The following is a 15,979-nucleotide window of genomic DNA, read 5'->3' as shown; positions in this document are numbered from 1 at the left end:
AAACCGATGGCGAGACCGATCAGATGACGCGGCGTCGCACCGTCCGCTACGCCAGTTCTACAAGAGTGTAGACAAAGACCGTCGGTGAACTGGTATGGGCGATGTTGCCGAACGGTACGTGGGCTGACGTTTATGTTATATGGGCGTTGTCGTGATAACAGATTCACCTTGATCCAATGTCGGCACCCAACAACTCCACTCGACGTGTGGAATCAGATCGTATTGCTATTTTTATCCTTTTTGTTTCGATTCAATCGCTAACCTCTCTATAAACTGAAGATATATACTATTTCTTGATTGATCGTCGTTGAGATGACTTTGTATATTGAAATGGCGGTGCGCGTCGGGACGGACTTAGGCAAACTTACGCAGCATTTGTATTCGCATGCGTTGGAATATAGATCGCTTCCTTCGATGGTATCTGAGCGGCTGTTTTTGCATCGCTTGATGCGCCTACCAACTACCGGTATTTGCCATCGACGACCAAGGCTCAGCAGGATCTAGACGACCGTCCTGCAGCAGTTCGATCGAGATGCCGTCGGGGGTGCGGACGAAGGCCATGAAACCGTCGCGCGGCGGGCGGTTGATCGTCACGCCTGCATCCATCAGCCGCTGACAGGTCTCGTAGATATTGTCGACGCGGTAGGCGAGGTGGCCGAAATTGCGGCCGCCGGTATAGTCCTCCGGATCCCAGTTGTGGGTGAGTTCGACCTCAGCCTGTTCATCGCTGGGCGCCGCCAGATATATTAGCGTGAACCGCCCTTTTTCGCTCGTCATGCGTCGGGTCTCCTTCAAGCCGAGCAGCTCGAAGAAGCGGATGGTGGCGTCGGGGTCGGTCACCCGGACCATGGCATGGAGATATTTCATGCCCCATTCCTAACCCCGTACGCAGGCAGGCAGAACCTCCGAAAAAATCATGGCGCGATGCGGCGTACGCTCAGTTCACCGCTGGCGGCGAGACGCCGGGACGCTGCATGTCAGCGGTGGTCTCGCGGCCGTTACCGTACAACCGACGCCATTCCTCCGCGGTGTGACAGATCTTTTGGACCCGGGCGAGCGTACCCGTATCGACCTGTCGACGGCATTTCATCGTTGGTTTCGCAACTTCGGTCGGGGGTGTCACCGGTGTTGCCTGCAGCAGCATCGCCGCCATCGCCATGCCTATCACGAGCACCTCCTATTCGCCGAAATCGGTCTTGAAACCATGGCCGCGCAGCCTGTCGGTGGTCGCGAAGAACGTCGCGACCATCGCGCGCTCATCGTCGCAGAGATGCGGGTTCCAGGCATCGAAGATCAGGATCGCGCGGACTTCGTCGCTGTCGTTCCAGGCCTCATGCTCGATGGTGTCGTCGAAGACGAACGCGCGACCGACCTCCCATTCGCGCGTCTCGCCGCCGACGCGAAAGCCGCAACCCGGCGGTACGACCAGCGGCAGGTGCACGGTCGCGCGCATGTTCGAGACACCGGTGTGCGGCGGGATGCGCGTATGCGGACGCAGGACCGAGAACAGCGCGGTCGGCGCGCGTCCCGGCAATTGCGGCAAGGGCGACGCCGCCAACGCGGCGGCGGTCGCCGGGCAACGCGCGCAAACCGCCTCGTCCCGTACCCCGTGTCGATACAGATGCAACGCGCTCCAGTCCGAAGACCCGTCGAGCGGCGACCAGCGGTTGTCGGGCGTGCCCGATGGCATTTCGACATAGGGGCGAAACGCGGCGGCGGTGCCGTCCTGTGCGTACAGCCGCAGGAATTCGTCGCGGATCGCCGACGTCTGCGCCTCGATGTCGGCCAGCCACGGAAATTGATCGCGGGCGAAGAATTCGTCGGCGGGGAGGAAGGGAATGTGCAGCCCCGAGCATTCGTTGACGTAGATTCGTCGCCCGCCCAGCATCGCGTCGATCCCGGTCGCCACCCGGCGTCGTGCGGTCGCGTCGTGGTCGACCGCCAGCGCGGTGCCGACCGCGTCCGCCAAATGCCGGGTCCGCGCCGCGACATAGGCAGCGGCCTTTGCGAGGATCGGCCCTAGCGCGACGGGCTTGTCGGTCATCATATGGCCGACCGCCAATACCGCGGACCAGCGTGCGGCAGCCTCGGCATCCTCGCCGCATCGTTCATGCAGTTCGGCGAGCCGCACCAGCGCCATCAGGTGGCGTTGATCGCAGTCGAGTGCCGCAAGCAGCGCGGTTCGCTCCAGCACCCGATCGCCCACCGCGCGCGCTGCGGTGGCGAGATTGATCCGCAACGCTGGCGCCTGGGGATCCGCCTCCGCAGCGCGACGGAAGAACCCGATCGCAGCATTCGGGTCGTCGGCGAGCGCGACCATGCCGCGGCCGTTTAGCGCGATGGCATGGTTCGGCTCGACCGCCAGGATCCGGTCGAACAACGCCGCCGCGACATCGCCCCGCGCCCGTTTCGCCGCATCGAGCAGGCCGGCCACGTCGGTTGAGGAAACATCCATCGGCGGAGCATATCCACAAAAGGGCCGGGCGGCGTATCGAAACGCCGCCCGGTATCAGCTTGGTGGCTTAGAACGTCAGTCGCGCGCCGAACGAGAAGCGCCGACCGAGCGAGTCGTAGGTCGAGGGATAGGTATTGCCGCTGTTGTATTCGACCACGCCGATGCTGCCACCGACGAAAGGAGGCTGCTTGTCGAAGACGTTGTTGACGGTGACGGTGAATTCGAAGCTCGGCTGGACGCGGAAGCGGATCGAGGTATCGAAGTAGTTGTAGGCCGGGATCTTGCCGTAATCGGCAAAGGCGTTCCCGTTGGCGACGACGTCGAGCGGCTCCTGCTTGACGGCGTCGATGTGGCGCCACTGCACGGAGAGATCTGCGGCCCCGTAGGTGAAGGTCGTACGCTGGTTCCAGTAGAATTCGGGCTGGATCGACCCGCTATAGCCGCAGTTCGCGCTGTAATAGCCGACGCACTGGCGGTTGACCGAGGTCGGAGTCGCCTGGAACTCCTGCTTGTGCGTCCAGTTGCCCAGGAACGACAGGTTGATGATCGCCTCGCCGATGCTGTGGCGATAGTTGACGCCCAGATCGATACCGTCGGTCTTCAGGCGGCCGAGGTTCGACAGGCCCAGGAACAGGCCACCGGTGGTGCCCGCATCGCCGTCCAGCGCGCCGGTCTCCGGATTACGCCGGATCTGCGTGCAGACGCTGCTTGCGGCGCTCGCCGCAGTGAGGCCCGCGAAGCAGTTGTCGATCGCGTCCTGCGCGGTCGGCGAGGTGATCGCGTCGCGGATCTTGATGTTGTAGTAATCGACCGTGACCGTCAGCGACGGAATGATCGGCGGCTGGAGGACGACACCCAGCGTATAGGTGGTCGCCTTTTCCGGCTGGACCTGCAGGTTACCGCCGCTGGTGGTGTTCGGCTGGCCCGACGATGGATCCTGGATGCTGCCGATGGTGAACGCCGGCGCCCCCTGCCCCAGGCAGACCGCGGTCAGCGCGGCATTGCCGACCGGCTTGCGGCCCGAGCACGGATCGATCGCGAGCGAACCGAGCCCGGTCGAATTGGGTTCGAACAGTTCGTTGATGTTGGGCGCGCGGACGGCGCGCTGGTAGACGCCGCGCAGCTTGATCGCGTCGATCGGCGTCCAGCTGCCGCCGACCTTCCACGACGTGGTGTTGTACGACGGCGAGTTGGGTGCCGTGATCGAGTAATGCGACTGGCGGATGCCGGTCTCGAGCGTCAGGTCCTGGATGCCAGGCTTGTTCTGGACCAACGGCGCGATGATTTCGCCGAAGCCCTCGACGACCTTGTAGCCGCCCTCGAACGGGGTGATCGCACCGCCTGCGCCGCCCAGTTCGCTGGGGTTCTGCGCCAGCGAATCCGCCTCCTGTGCCGCCTTGTACTTGCGGTATTCGGCGCCCGCCGCGAAGCTGATGGGCTTTGCGGCCATCGGTACGGCAAAGCCGAAGTCGCCGTTGATCTGGCCGCGCGCCTGCGCGAGCGAGGTCGTGATCCGGCTGGTCGCGGGCACGCGGAGGTAGGCGGCCTGCGCTTCGGTGATGGCGCCGCTCGAGCCGAATACGTTCAAGGGGACGCAACCGGTCGCGCCGCTGAGGCAGGTGTTGGGATTGGTCGAGAGCAGGGCGTCGCGAACCCGCGACAGGCTCACATAGTTCTGTTGCGCGTGGTAATTCTCGCTCTCGCCGTAACTGCCGGCGATGTCGTAGCTGACGTGATCGGTGATATCGCCGCGGACGCCGCCGCGGAAGTCGAACACCTGCGTCTCGTAGCGATCGACGCGCGGGCCGACATCGGTGGTGCGGATGCGCAGCTGCGTGCTGAACGTCCGGTAGTTGGGATCGCTGGCGTTGGTGGCCACAGCGCCCGCCGCGCACTGTGCCGCGGTGATCGTCTGGATCCCGGCAAGCGCCGCGTTGAAATCGTTGTTGGCGCAGAAGGTCGCGCGGGCCGCCGCTGGCAGATACGGGTTCGATAGCGGGATCGCGACGTTGGCGGCGAACACCCCGGACGGTGCGACGATGGTCTGGACGACGTTCTTCGAATACATTGCGCGGCCGTAGACTTCGATGTCGTCGGCGACGTCGTAATGCGCCGCCGCATAGGCGTTGTAACGTTCGAACGGCGTCTGGAAGATGTTGTATGGATTGTAGTTGAACGGCTGATACGGCGCGACCAGCGCACCGGTGGTCGGCTGCAGCTGGCGCGTGCCGAGCGAGCCGACGCTGAACGACGCCGGGAGCGAGGTGCCCGAACCGCCCTGTGCGCCGCTGTACGAATCAATCTGCGTGCTCGAGAAGCCGCGCGCGCCCTGATAGACCGGATCGGCCTTTTGATAGCCAAACGAGAGGACTGCATTGCCCTTGTCGTCGGCGAAGTTGCCTCCCATCGTGACGTCGCCGCGGAAATAGCGTCCGTCGCCGCGATCGTTGAGCTGGTAAGAGGCAGCAGCCTCCAGCCCGGAGAAATCGGAGCGGGTGACGAAGTTGACCACGCCGGTGATCGCGTCCGCGCCGTACGTCGTCGACGCGCCGCCGGTCAGCGTGTCGACGCGCTCGACCAGCGCGAGCGGGATGTTGTTGAGATCGACGCGCCCGAACAGATCAGCCGGCGCGATACGGTTGCCATCGAGCAGCACGACGTTGCGGAAGTTGCCGAGCCCGCGAAGGTCGACATAGAAGGAGCCGGCGCCGCCGTTATTGACCGCCGAGCCGATGCTGGGCACCGCGCCGGGAAGCGTGCGCAGGATTTCCTCTGCGGTGTTTGCCTGCCGCAGCCGAATTTCTTCCTTGCCGACGATCGATACCGGTGCCGAGCTGGCGATGCTGGGATCGCGCATCAGCGTACCGGTGACGACGACATCGCCGCTGCTGCTGGCCTCGTTCGGTGCGCTTTCCTGCGACTGGATGCCGGGGGCGGGCGAGCCGGGCTCGGTCGAACCGACGTCTGCCGCCGGTGACGTCTGGGCCAAGGCCGGTGCGCTCGCACCGATGATCCCGACAAGGGTGGTGGCCAGTAGATAACGACGGATACGAGCAGACATGCGAACCCCCTTAGTGGTTTTGCGAAGCAACGGTCTCAGCTTGCCCTCCCAGGCCGGTCATCCGATCTTCGTCGGAATGTAACGCAAGCGTAACTTGCATCAGGCAGAATCGGAAACGGTGAGTCTGTTCCGCGCAGACCAAAAGAATCTCCCGATCATGAGTTTTACGCACGGCTGTTGCAGCGCGGCATTATCCATTGCGGCGCGCGCGCAATCCTTCGCCGAGCACGTTGACGGCGATCATCGTCAGGAAGATCATCACGCCCGGCGGGATCGACATCCACGGCGCGCTGACCAGCCAGGGTGCGGCCTGATTGAGCAGATTGCCCCAGGTCGGCATCGGCGGCTGGATGCCGAAACCGAGGAACGACAGCGCGGATTCGAGCATGATCGCGCCGCCGACGGCGATCGTCGCGGACACCGCAATGGCGCCGACCGCATTGGGCAGGACATGGCGGACGATGATCCGCGCCGGCCCGGCGCCCAGCGTACGTGCGGCGGCGATATAGTCGGCGGTGCGGATCGACCGGACGTGCGCGCGCACCAGCCGCGCGGCGCTGGTCCAGATCAGTGCGGCGATCAACAGGATGAGCAGGACCGGGCTTGGCCGGATCAGCCCTGCGACGACCAGCACCAGCGGCAGCGCGGGAACCGAGAGCATGACGTCGGTGAAGCGCATCAGGACCTGGTCGACCCAACCTCCGAAATAGCCCGACAGCGCCCCGAACACGGTCCCGATCCCGGTCGCGACCGCCGCACCGGCAAGGCCGACCGCGAGCGAGATGCGGCCGCCGTACAGCAACCGGGTCAGCACATCGCGACCCAGTTCGTCCGTCCCCAGCCAATGCGCCAGCGATGGCGCGCGCGGTTCGCCGAGCAGCGCGAGCGACTGTTCGTCATACGCATAGGGCGAAAGCCACGGCCCGAGGACCACGGCCGCGGCGATCAGCGCGAGCAGGACAAACCCGGTCGTCAGCGCGCCGGGCCTGGAAAACCGCGGGCCGATCCGGCGGGCGCGCACTTCGTCGGCGGCGATCAGGGCGACATCAACCATTGCGCAACCTCGGGTCCAGTGCCGCCTGCAGCAGGTCGCCGACGATGTTGGCCAGGATCACGGCGGCGGACCCCATCATCAGCACGCCCATCAGGACCGGATAGTCGCGGCCGTCCATGCTCTGGACGAACAGGCTCCCAATCCCCGGCCACGCGAACACCGCTTCGGTGATCACCGCGCCCGAGATCAGGCTGGCGAGATCGAGTGCGATGATGCTGATCGCGGGGACGATGGCGTTGCGCAGCGCGTGGCGGACCAGCACTTCGCGCTCGCTCAGGCCCTTGGCATAGGCGGTGCGGATATAGTCGCGCGACAGCACGTCGATCATCCCGGCGCGAATATAGCGCGTCCAGCCTGCGGTGGTGACGATCGCCAATACCGTCGCCGGCATCACGATGTGCGCAACTCCGTCGACGAACGAGGTTTCGCCGATCGTCTCCATCCCCGCAGACGGCAGCCAGCCGAGCCGGACCGAGAAGAAATACTGCAGGACCAGCGCCAGCCAGAAGGCCGGCATCGACAGCCCGCTGAGCGTCGCGGCATCGATCGTGCGGTCGATCCAGCTGCCAGCGCGCGCCGCGGCGAGCGTCCCGAGCGCGAGCGACGCGACCAGCGCCACCGCCATCGCCGCAGCACCGAGCTCGATCGTCGGCCCGAGCCGTTCGACCAGTTCGGTTAGCACCGGGCGGCCGGTGCGGATCGAGAAGCCCCAGTCGCCGGTCAGCATCGCCTTCAGCCACAGGCCATATTGCACCGGCAACGGCTGATCGAGACCATAAGCCGCGGACAGCCGTGCGAGTGCGGCGGGCGTCACCGAGGGGTTGTCGGCATAGACGTCGAGCGGACCGCCCGGCGCCAGATGGACGACGAGGAACAACAGCAGCGAGATCCCCAGCAGCAGCGGGATCGCCGACGCCAGCCGGGTCAGCAGCACGCGCGCGCTCATGCCGTCCACCGCCAGAACGCGCTGCCGACGAACGGCGTCATGTTGGTCGGGTTGGGCGTGAAGCCGGCGAGTGCGCGGCGCTTGGTCACGACCGCGACGTTGCTGGTGAGCGGGACGCTGGGCAGGTCGTGAAGCAGGATCCGCTGCATCGCGAACGCCGCGCGCTTGCGTTCGCCGGGGTCGAGCGTCCCCTCCATCCGGGCGAGCACGCGGTCGAGCGCGGGGTTGCTGTAGCCCTGCCCGTTGTTCGATCCCCTGGTCGCATAGAACCGGCTGTAGATCGGGTCGGCGCCCGTCACCCAGGTCGCGTAGTTGATGTCGTATTGCCCGGTGTAGCGGGCCTGGCGGTACGAGACGCCGGTCTTGTTGTCGGCATAGGCGTCGATCCCGACCGCCTTGAGCTGCGCGATGATCACCTGTTGTGCGAGTTCGTCGTTGCCCTTGCCGGCCTGCGCCAGGAAGCGGAAGCGCAGCGGCTTGCCGTCGCGTCTGCGTACGCGGGTACCGACATAGCCGGCGGCCTCGAGCAGCGCGCGGGCCTTGGCCGGGTCATAGGCGATCTCGGTCGCGTCGGGATCGTAGAAGTCGAACACCGGGACGACCGGCGACTTGATCGGCGCGGGGAAGCCGCCTTGCGCCCGCACCAGCGGTTCGCGGTTGATCGCATGCGCGATGGCGAGCCTGACCTGGCGATCGGCGAGCATCGGGTTGCGGAAGTTGAAGTCGAGATGCTGCCACGACAGCAGCGGCGCGCGGAGCAGTTCGACCCCGGGCAGGCCGCGCATCTGCTTGGCCTGATCATACGGCGTCTGCGTCACGAGATCGAGTTCGCCGGACCGGATCTGCGTCAGCAGGGTGTTCGAATTGGGGATGATCTTGAAGATCAGCTTGTCGAGATAAGGCAGCCGCCGCCCGCTTGCGTCGTGACGCCAATAGCCGGGGAAGCGTTCGGTCAGCACGTACTGCCCGCGCTTGAACGCGGTGACCATGAACGGACCGGTGCCGATCGGTCGTTCGTTATACGATGCGGTGTTGAGGTCGACCCCTTCGAGCAGATGATGCGGCAGGATGCCGAAGGTGAACAACGTGGTCGCGAACGTCGGGCTGACCGCGGCGTAGCGGCAGATCACGGTGAGCGGATCGGGCGTTTCGATCGCGGCGATCTCTTCGGTGCCGTCCTTGGACTCGGCGATGAAGGCGGGGTTCTTGACCGCGCGCCAGGTGAAGGCGACGTCGGCGGAGGTGAACGGGTGGCCGTCATGCCACAGCACGCCGGGCCTGAGCTTGTAGGTGATCGTCATGCCGGCACCGTCGCGGACGATGCCGCCATTCTCGAGCGTCGGAACCTCGGTGGCGAGCACGGGGACGTAGCGGGCATGTTCGTCGGGTGCGAGCAACCCCTCGACCACCGCGGCCTCGACATCGCCGAGGAAGCCGGTCGAATAGACGTTGAGTGTGTCGAGGTCATAGGTGAGCCCGACCACCAGCGTGTTCGACGCACGGCCGCTGCGCACCCGGCCGCAGCCGGCGAGCGCGGTCGCCCCCGCGCCTGCCAGCAGCGCGCGGCGCGTCCAGGTGGCGGGGTCGTTCACGCGATCAATAGCCGCGGTCGAGGTCGACGACATGCGCCGGGGTCTCGCCACGCTCCCATGCCCGGACGCTGTCGGCCATCACCGAGACCGCGGTGGCGACGTGCGTGGGTGCGGCGACGTGCGGTGAGACGAGGACGTCGTCGCGCTGCCAATAGGGATCCTCGGCAGGCAGCGGTTCGGTGCGGAACACGTCGAGCGCGGCGCCGCTGAGTTGCCCGGCGTCGAGCGCGGCGAGCAAATCGGCATCGACGATCGCCGCACCGCGCCCGCCATTGACCAGGAACGCGCCTCGCGCGAGCCGGGCGAGCAGCGCGGCGTCGATCAGGTCGGTGGTGCCGGCGGTCGCGGGCAGCAGGCTGACGAGGAAATCCGCGCCTGTGACCGCGTCGGCCAGCGCGTCGGCGCCGGCGAAGGTGGCGATGCCGGGCAGGTCGCGCGGCGTGCGGCTCCAGGCGCGCACGGAAAAGCCAAGCGTCGCGAGCATCGTCGCGACCGGGCCGCCGAGTGCGCCGGCGCCCAGAACCGTGACGATGCGCTCGTGCGCGAGCTTTTCCGCGGCGGGCTCCCAGACGGTGCGCTGCTGCTTGCCGCGATAGGCGAACAGGTTGCGGTGCCACGCCAGCACCTGCGCGGCGACCCATTCGACCATGCCGTCGACCAGCCCGGGATCGACCATGCGGACGATCGGCACGCCGGCGGGGACTTCGCCGGATGCGATCAGATGCTCGACCCCGGCGTTGAGGCTGAGCACGAGTTCAAGTCCGGGAAGCGAGGCTAGCAACCCCGGCAGCGGACGGCCGACGACCGCATAGGCGACCGGCGATCCGTCCTCGGGGATCGAAGTGACGATACGGTGATCGGGCAGTTCGGCGCGGAAACGCTCCGCAAAGGCGTCGGCATTGGCGCGCGCGGCGACCAGCATGGTTTTCATCAGGGGTTCCGTGGTCATGAGAGCGTCAGTTCGTGCTGGCGGATGCAGGCGGCGCGGTGGCCCTCGACCGGTCCTTCCAGTGGCGGGATGGCGTCGGCGCAGGCGTCGATCGCGTACGGGCAGCGGGTGCGGAAGACGCAGCCCGACGGTGGCGCCATCGGGCTGGGCAGTTCACCGGCGAGGACGGTGACGGCGCGGCGCTGCGATGGATCGACCTCCGGCGCGGCATCGAGCAATGCCCGCGTGTAGGGGTGCCGTGGCGCGGCGAAGATGTCGGCGACGCGGCCGACCTCCATCACCCGGCCGAGATAGAGCACCATCACGCGGTCGCAGAAATAGCCGACCAGCGCTAGATCATGCGAAACGAACAGCATGGCCAGCCCGAGGTCGGCGCGCAGGTCCGAGAGCAGGTTGATGATCCCGGCCTGCACCGAGACGTCGAGCGCGGAGACCGCCTCGTCCGCGACGATCAGCTCGGGGCCGACCGCGAGCGCACGCGCGATGCCGACGCGCTGGCGCTGGCCACCCGACAGCGCACGCGGGTATTTCGCGGCCGCCGAAGCCGGCAGGCCGACGCGGTCGAGCAACGCCGCGACGCGGTCGGCGCGATCGGCGCGGGTACCGATCGCGTGAAGCTGCAGCGCCTCGCCGATCGCCGCGCCGATCGTCATCGCCGGGTTGAGGCTGGAGGTCGGATCCTGGAACACCGCCTGAAGACGCCGGCGGATCGCGCGCATCCGCCTCGGCGTCGCGCCGACCAGCGGCTCGCCGTCGAAATGGATCGCGCCCGTCGTCGGCGCGGTGAGGCCGAGGATGGCGCGGCCGAGCGTGGTCTTGCCCGATCCGGATTCGCCGACGATGCCGAGCACTTCGCCTGAATCGATGTGGAGCGAGACATCACTCAGCGCCTGCACCACCGGCGTCCGCCGCCAGCCGCGCCGCGAGCCCGGAAAATGCACCGACAGATCGGCGACGTCGAGCAGCCGGGTCACAACTCGTTCCAGCGCAGGCAGCGCGATGCGCGGTCGGGCGGGATCGGGAAGAACGGCACCGGTCCACCGCGGCAGTCGTCAATGCGCAGCGCACAGCGTGGCTCGAATGCGCAACCGGGGGGCGGATTGCCGGGATCGATCACCTGCCCCGGTATCGCGCGTAGCCGCCCCCCGCGCGACGGTTGCGGAAGGCTGTCAAGCAGGCCGCGCGCATAGGGGTGGCGGGGCCGCGCGAATAGCGCCCCTGCCCGCGCCTGTTCGACGATCCGGCCGCCGTACATCACGCCGACACGGTCGGCGATCTCGGCGACTACCGCCAGGCTGTGCGTGATGAACAGTACCGCCATGCCGCGTTCGCGCTGCAGCTTCGCCAGCAGCCGCAGGATCTGCGCCTGCACCGTGACGTCGAGCGCGGTGGTCGGTTCGTCTGCGATCAGCAGGCGCGGACGGCAGGCGAGCGCCATCGCGATCAGCACGCGCTGGCGCATGCCGCCAGAAAGTTCGTGCGGATAGGCGGCGGCACGGGCACGCGGGTCGGGGATCTCGACTTCCGCCAGCGCCGCGATCACCGCGGTGTCGATCTCCGCGCGCGACCCGCCGACGTGACGGCGCAGCGCCTCCGCGATCTGCGCGCCGACAGTCTGCACCGGGTTGAGGCAGCTCATCGGTTCCTGGAAGATCATCGCGATCTCACGCCCGCGGATCGCCGCCAGCGCCTTTGTCGGCAGCGTGAGCAGGTCGCCCGCGCCATCGAGCGTCACCGAACCGCCGACGCGCGCGCGCCGTGCGTCGAGCAGCCGCATGATCGCCAGGCTGGTTACCGACTTGCCCGATCCGCTTTCGCCGACCAGCGCATAGGTTTCGCCCGCGGTGATCGTCAGGTCGATACCGTGCAACGCGCGGATCGTGCGACCGTCGCTCGCGACGAAATCGACCGTCAGCCCGCGAACGTCGAGTATCGGCGTGTCGCGGACGCGCTCGTTCATTTCAACAACCCTGCGCGCGCCATCTCCTCGCCGGCCCAGGCGACGGGGATATGGCCATAGCCGATCAGCGTGTCGTGGAACGCGCGGGTGTCGCCGGTCCAGCGACGGCGCAGGTCGAGGATCTGTTCGGTGCCGAGCCAGTACATCAGTCGGGTGCCTGGCAGCATGACGTTGCGGGTGACTTCGCCGGCGACGCGCGCGGGGGCGAAACCGGCACGGTCGCGGTAGAAGGCGGCGGCTTCGTCGGGCGACCATTCGCCGGTGTGGAGCCGGATGTCGACCAGCACGCTGGCGGCATTGCGGCGTTGTTGCTGGAGCAGGAACAGGCGTTCGACCGGCGAGTAGAAGCCGGGCGCTTCGTCGATCAGGTCCTGGACGTAGCAGGCCCAGCCCTCGACCATCGTGCCCGCCGACAGGAACGCGAGGCCCAGCGCGCAATCGGTGCCGGCGACGCGGGCCAGCTTCGAATGCGCCGCGCGGGCGCGTGCATTCTGGGTGTGGTGGCCGATGCTGCCGTGATGGACGGCATGGATAAGCTTGACGTTGATCGTCGAATTGGCGCGGAGATAGGCGGCGCTGTCATCGCCCGGCGGTGCGATCCAATAGGTGCTGCCGTTGCCTGCGGCCAATGCCGGCGGCGAGCGATAGGGCAGGAAATACAGCGGACCGGCGACGTCGCGCCATTCGGGCGCGAGCCAGCGATAGTCGAGCGCATAGTCCCGCGCGGGCGTGACCAGTGCGGCGCCGTCGTCCATCGCACGCGCATCCAGCGCGCGGACGAGGTCGAGCACCGCTTCGGGAGACGCCGGCCCGATCTCGGCAAGCCCGGCGACCTGCTCTTCCCAGGTCTTCGACGGATCGATCCGCGCCGCCATCTCGACGAGTTGCACACCGAGGTCGTCGAACGCGGCGTCGGCGCGGCGGAGCGCCTCGTCGACGCCGAAGTCGAGGCCATGCGCCTCGCGCATCAGCGTCTCGATATACTGCCGGCCGGCAGCCGCGGGGCGGTCGGCGACGTTGTCGAGCGTCGCGGCGAACGCTTCGAGCGCCAACGCGGCGCGGGCAGCCGGAGCATTCCAGGACGGATCGTGATCGGGATGCAGCGGCAGGCCGTCGCGCAGGAACTTGGCGGTCGCGACCGCTTCGCTTCGCGCGCGCGCGGTTACGGCGGCAGGCGCCGCGGCATCGGCGAGCCGGGCGCGCGCGTCGGACAGGAAATTGGGCAATGCGGCCAGCCGCGCCTGCACCGCGGACCGCGGCGTCGGGCGGCCGCTCGGCAACAACAGGCCGATGATCGCGAACGCCGCCTCACCGGTGTACCAGGCTGGATTGTCGAACCGCGGCAGGTGATCGAGCCCCGCCCCGGTCACGCGCAACTGCGCAGTCGCCAACCGCCGGTCGAGCCGCTCGCCCAGATCATCCGGGTCCGTAGGCGTCGCGCCGATCAGCGCATAGAGCCGCGCGATCCCGGCCCGCTCGGCATCCGCAGCACCGGCCGATGCATCGGGCAGGCGATCGTCATACCCGGCCAGCCCCATGAAACTGGCATCGACCGGGCGGAACGTCGCGTGGTGCGCGAGATAGGCGTCGGCGATCGTTTGCGTCACGCCTCGCCGACCTTCACCCAGCGGCGCTCGGTATGCGCGCGGACGATCGCGTCGACGATCTCCTGGCTCTTGGCGCCATCGTAGAAGGTGCATTCCTCGGGACGGTCCTCGAGAATCTCGTCGGTGAAATAGCGGATCAGGTTGCGGTAATAGAGTTCGGGCCACGGCGTCGCGAGCGTGGTGCCAGGCGGCAGTACGTCATCACCGAGCTCAACCTTCGCGAACTCGACCGAGTTCGGCGCCGCGCGGTGCAGCGTCTCGGCCACCCCGTATTCGGAGATCAGCCGCGCGACCGCGGCGCCCTTCGATCCATAGACGCGGATTTCGACGCCCGGATAATTGCCGACCGCGACATAGCTGGTCTGCAGCATGCCCTGTGTGCCGCCGGCATATTCGACCAAGGCGACAGTGCCGTCCTCGACCTGGAACCGCTGTCGTCCTTCGAGCCCGCGGATCAGCCGTTCGGGGACGTAGTTGCTCATCGTGCTGACGACAGAATCGAACTCACCGCCGATCCAGCGCATCAGGTCGATCAGGTGCGAGCCATAGCCGACGATCGACGCCGGGATCAGCCGGTCGCGTGGCGAATTCACATCGAACTGGCGCAGCTCGAAATCGGGGTCGAGGAACTGCGAATTCTGTTCGAAGCCGTGAATGTGGAAGATCTCGCCCAGCTCGCCGCTCGCTACCCATTCCTGCAACCGCCGGATCGCGGGCGAATAGCGAAAGGTGAAGCCAAGCTTGGTGCGGACGCCGTTCGCCTTGGCGCGCGCCGCCGCCTCGAACGCGGGTGCGGCCTGGGTATGGAGCGGTTTCTCCGACAGCACATGCTTGCCGGCGTCGATCGCCGCGAGGCTGAGCGGCAGGTGCGTCGCGGTCGGCGTGCAGACGTCGATCATCTCGATCGTCGGATCGGCGAGCATCTCGCGGTAGTCGGTATAGACCGCGCCGGCACCGAACTTCGCCGCCGCCGCCTCGGCACGCGCGCGATCGGTGTCGCAGATCGCGACCAGCTCGACGCCGTCATGCGCGACGAGCCCCGGCAGATGCGCCTTGTCGGCCCAGGCGTGCGCGCCGATCAGGCCGACCTTGAGTTTGCGCGTCATGCCGCTGCACCCTCGATCTCGAACATTTCAAGGCTCTCGGGGCTGTGGACCTGGCCATAGAGATAGGCGTGGAACGCGGTGCGATCGCCGGTGCCGACGCGTTCGCGAACGCGGCGGACGCTCTCGTTGCCAGCGAAATAGGAGGGGACGAACGGTCCGCGGAACGGGTGGCTCGCCATCCGCAGCCGGCCCTGGACCCAGGCTTCCTGGCCGCAACCGACGGTGCGCATGTACTCGCCGACGCTGTCGGCGGCCTCGCCTTCTTCCATCAAACGCCAGGCGGCGGTGGTCTGCACCGCGCTTTTCAGCGAGCGGAGCGCGAGATGGATTTCGTCGTCGCGATCCTCGATCCAGTCGATCAGTTCGACCGCCTGATCGCCGATCCCTTCCTGGACGCAGCCGGTGACGCCGTTGGTCGTGCACAGCAGCGCGTCGGCGGGCGAGCGTCCGGCATCCACTTCGGCGCGGGTATAGAGCAACTGCGTCGAGTGGCCGGGGAACACCTCGTGTGCGACCAGATGCTTCAAGGCTGCCCGCGTGAAGGCGTTGTCGACGTTGAGGTCCATGCGCTTGTCGATGAAACCGCATCGCGCCGTGAACGGCACGTTGCGCAAGGGGTTCAGCTGCATGTCGTAATCGCCGGTGTCGAAGATCATCGTCGCGGTGCGCGCCTTGGCGATGCCCATCAGTTCGCGGAACGTCGCCTCGAGCTGCTCCGACGGGATCGCGCGCGCTTCTTCCCAAGCCTCGACACGCTGGCGCAGGTCGCCGCGGACGAAGCCGGAATCGGTCAGCGCGCGATCGAGCTGATCCGATAGTTCGGCGACGCGCGCCTCGGCGGTCGGCGCGGGCTCGGCGCCGACCAGATCGCGGACCTTTTCGGCATAGCTCATCTGCTCGCCCGAGAAGAGCCGGGCTGCGGTCTTCACCGACTTCACCATGCTGGTCAGGAACACGCCGCGCGCATCGGTCGCGGTCACGTCGGGCCGCGCGGCAAGCGCGTCGAGGTCGGCGAAGATGTCCTCCCACGCCGAATAGGCGCGCGGTGGCACGACGTCGTCGCCGATGTAGATCGGAACCAGCCCCTCGCCGTCGAGCAGGCTGTCGCCCTGCGCCCGCTCCCGCTCGAATTGATCGATTCCCATAGTGACGGCGGTCAATTCGAAGCCGGTATCGCTGGTTTTGGCCGTCATGTCGCAAGATTCCGAATGGCTGTGGTTGTTCGGAGTCTATGGTGCGTTGCGGCAAT

General features: G+C 67.0%; 13 protein-coding genes. All 13 read right to left on the bottom strand.

Features of this window, described 5'->3' with window-relative positions:
• Positions 1–453: 453 nt before the first annotated feature.
• The gene (locus SJY20_RS04210) at positions 454–867 is read right to left on the bottom strand and encodes a VOC family protein (protein ID WP_380785349.1); all 414 of its coding nucleotides are present in this window, start codon (positions 865–867) and stop codon (positions 454–456) included.
• Between the two features lie 70 nt (positions 868–937).
• Positions 938–1,168, bottom strand: coding sequence for a hypothetical protein (locus SJY20_RS04205; protein WP_380785348.1), 231 nt, complete (start codon positions 1,166–1,168; stop codon positions 938–940).
• 9 nt (positions 1,169–1,177) lie between these two features.
• The gene (locus tag SJY20_RS04200) at positions 1,178–2,455 is read right to left on the bottom strand and encodes an aspartyl/asparaginyl beta-hydroxylase domain-containing protein (protein WP_380785347.1); all 1,278 of its coding nucleotides are present in this window, start codon (positions 2,453–2,455) and stop codon (positions 1,178–1,180) included.
• A gap of 67 nt (positions 2,456–2,522) precedes the next feature.
• A complete protein-coding gene (locus tag SJY20_RS04195; protein ID WP_380785346.1) occupies positions 2,523–5,516 on the bottom strand; it encodes a TonB-dependent receptor domain-containing protein in 2,994 nt (997 codons plus the stop codon).
• Positions 5,517–5,706: 190 nt separating this feature from the next.
• Entirely contained in the window at positions 5,707–6,570 is an 864-nt protein-coding gene (locus tag SJY20_RS04190; protein ID WP_380785345.1) for an ABC transporter permease, read from the bottom strand.
• Entirely contained in the window at positions 6,563–7,516 is a 954-nt protein-coding gene (locus tag SJY20_RS04185; RefSeq protein WP_380785344.1) for an ABC transporter permease, read from the bottom strand. The genes SJY20_RS04190 and SJY20_RS04185 overlap by 8 nt, the downstream gene beginning before the upstream one ends.
• The gene (locus SJY20_RS04180; RefSeq protein WP_380785343.1) at positions 7,513–9,108 is read right to left on the bottom strand and encodes a peptide ABC transporter substrate-binding protein; all 1,596 of its coding nucleotides are present in this window, start codon (positions 9,106–9,108) and stop codon (positions 7,513–7,515) included. The genes SJY20_RS04185 and SJY20_RS04180 overlap by 4 nt, the downstream gene beginning before the upstream one ends.
• Before the next feature lie 4 nt (positions 9,109–9,112).
• A complete protein-coding gene (locus SJY20_RS04175) occupies positions 9,113–10,039 on the bottom strand; it encodes a 2-hydroxyacid dehydrogenase (RefSeq protein WP_380785342.1) in 927 nt (308 codons plus the stop codon).
• A gap of 14 nt (positions 10,040–10,053) precedes the next feature.
• On the bottom strand, positions 10,054–11,031 hold the full coding sequence (locus SJY20_RS04170) for an ABC transporter ATP-binding protein (RefSeq protein ID WP_380785340.1): 978 nt from the start codon (positions 11,029–11,031) through the stop codon (positions 10,054–10,056).
• The gene (locus SJY20_RS04165) at positions 11,028–12,017 is read right to left on the bottom strand and encodes an ABC transporter ATP-binding protein (RefSeq protein ID WP_380785339.1); all 990 of its coding nucleotides are present in this window, start codon (positions 12,015–12,017) and stop codon (positions 11,028–11,030) included. The genes SJY20_RS04170 and SJY20_RS04165 overlap by 4 nt, the downstream gene beginning before the upstream one ends.
• Entirely contained in the window at positions 12,014–13,624 is a 1,611-nt protein-coding gene (locus SJY20_RS04160) for a DUF885 family protein (RefSeq protein ID WP_380785338.1), read from the bottom strand. The genes SJY20_RS04165 and SJY20_RS04160 overlap by 4 nt, the downstream gene beginning before the upstream one ends.
• Positions 13,621–14,730, bottom strand: a complete 1,110-nt coding sequence (locus tag SJY20_RS04155) for a Gfo/Idh/MocA family protein (protein ID WP_380785337.1) — start codon at positions 14,728–14,730, stop codon at positions 13,621–13,623. Before SJY20_RS04155 ends, SJY20_RS04160 begins: the two co-directional genes overlap by 4 nt.
• Positions 14,727–15,923, bottom strand: a complete 1,197-nt coding sequence (locus SJY20_RS04150; protein ID WP_380785336.1) for a hypothetical protein — start codon at positions 15,921–15,923, stop codon at positions 14,727–14,729. The genes SJY20_RS04155 and SJY20_RS04150 overlap by 4 nt, the downstream gene beginning before the upstream one ends.
• Positions 15,924–15,979: the final 56 nt, after the last annotated feature.

Source organism: Sphingomonas sp. R86521, assembly GCF_042466235.1.
Taxonomy (GTDB): domain Bacteria; phylum Pseudomonadota; class Alphaproteobacteria; order Sphingomonadales; family Sphingomonadaceae; genus Sphingomonas.
Note: the sequence above shows the minus strand (reverse complement) of the source record. Positions and strands in the feature narration are given on the sequence as shown.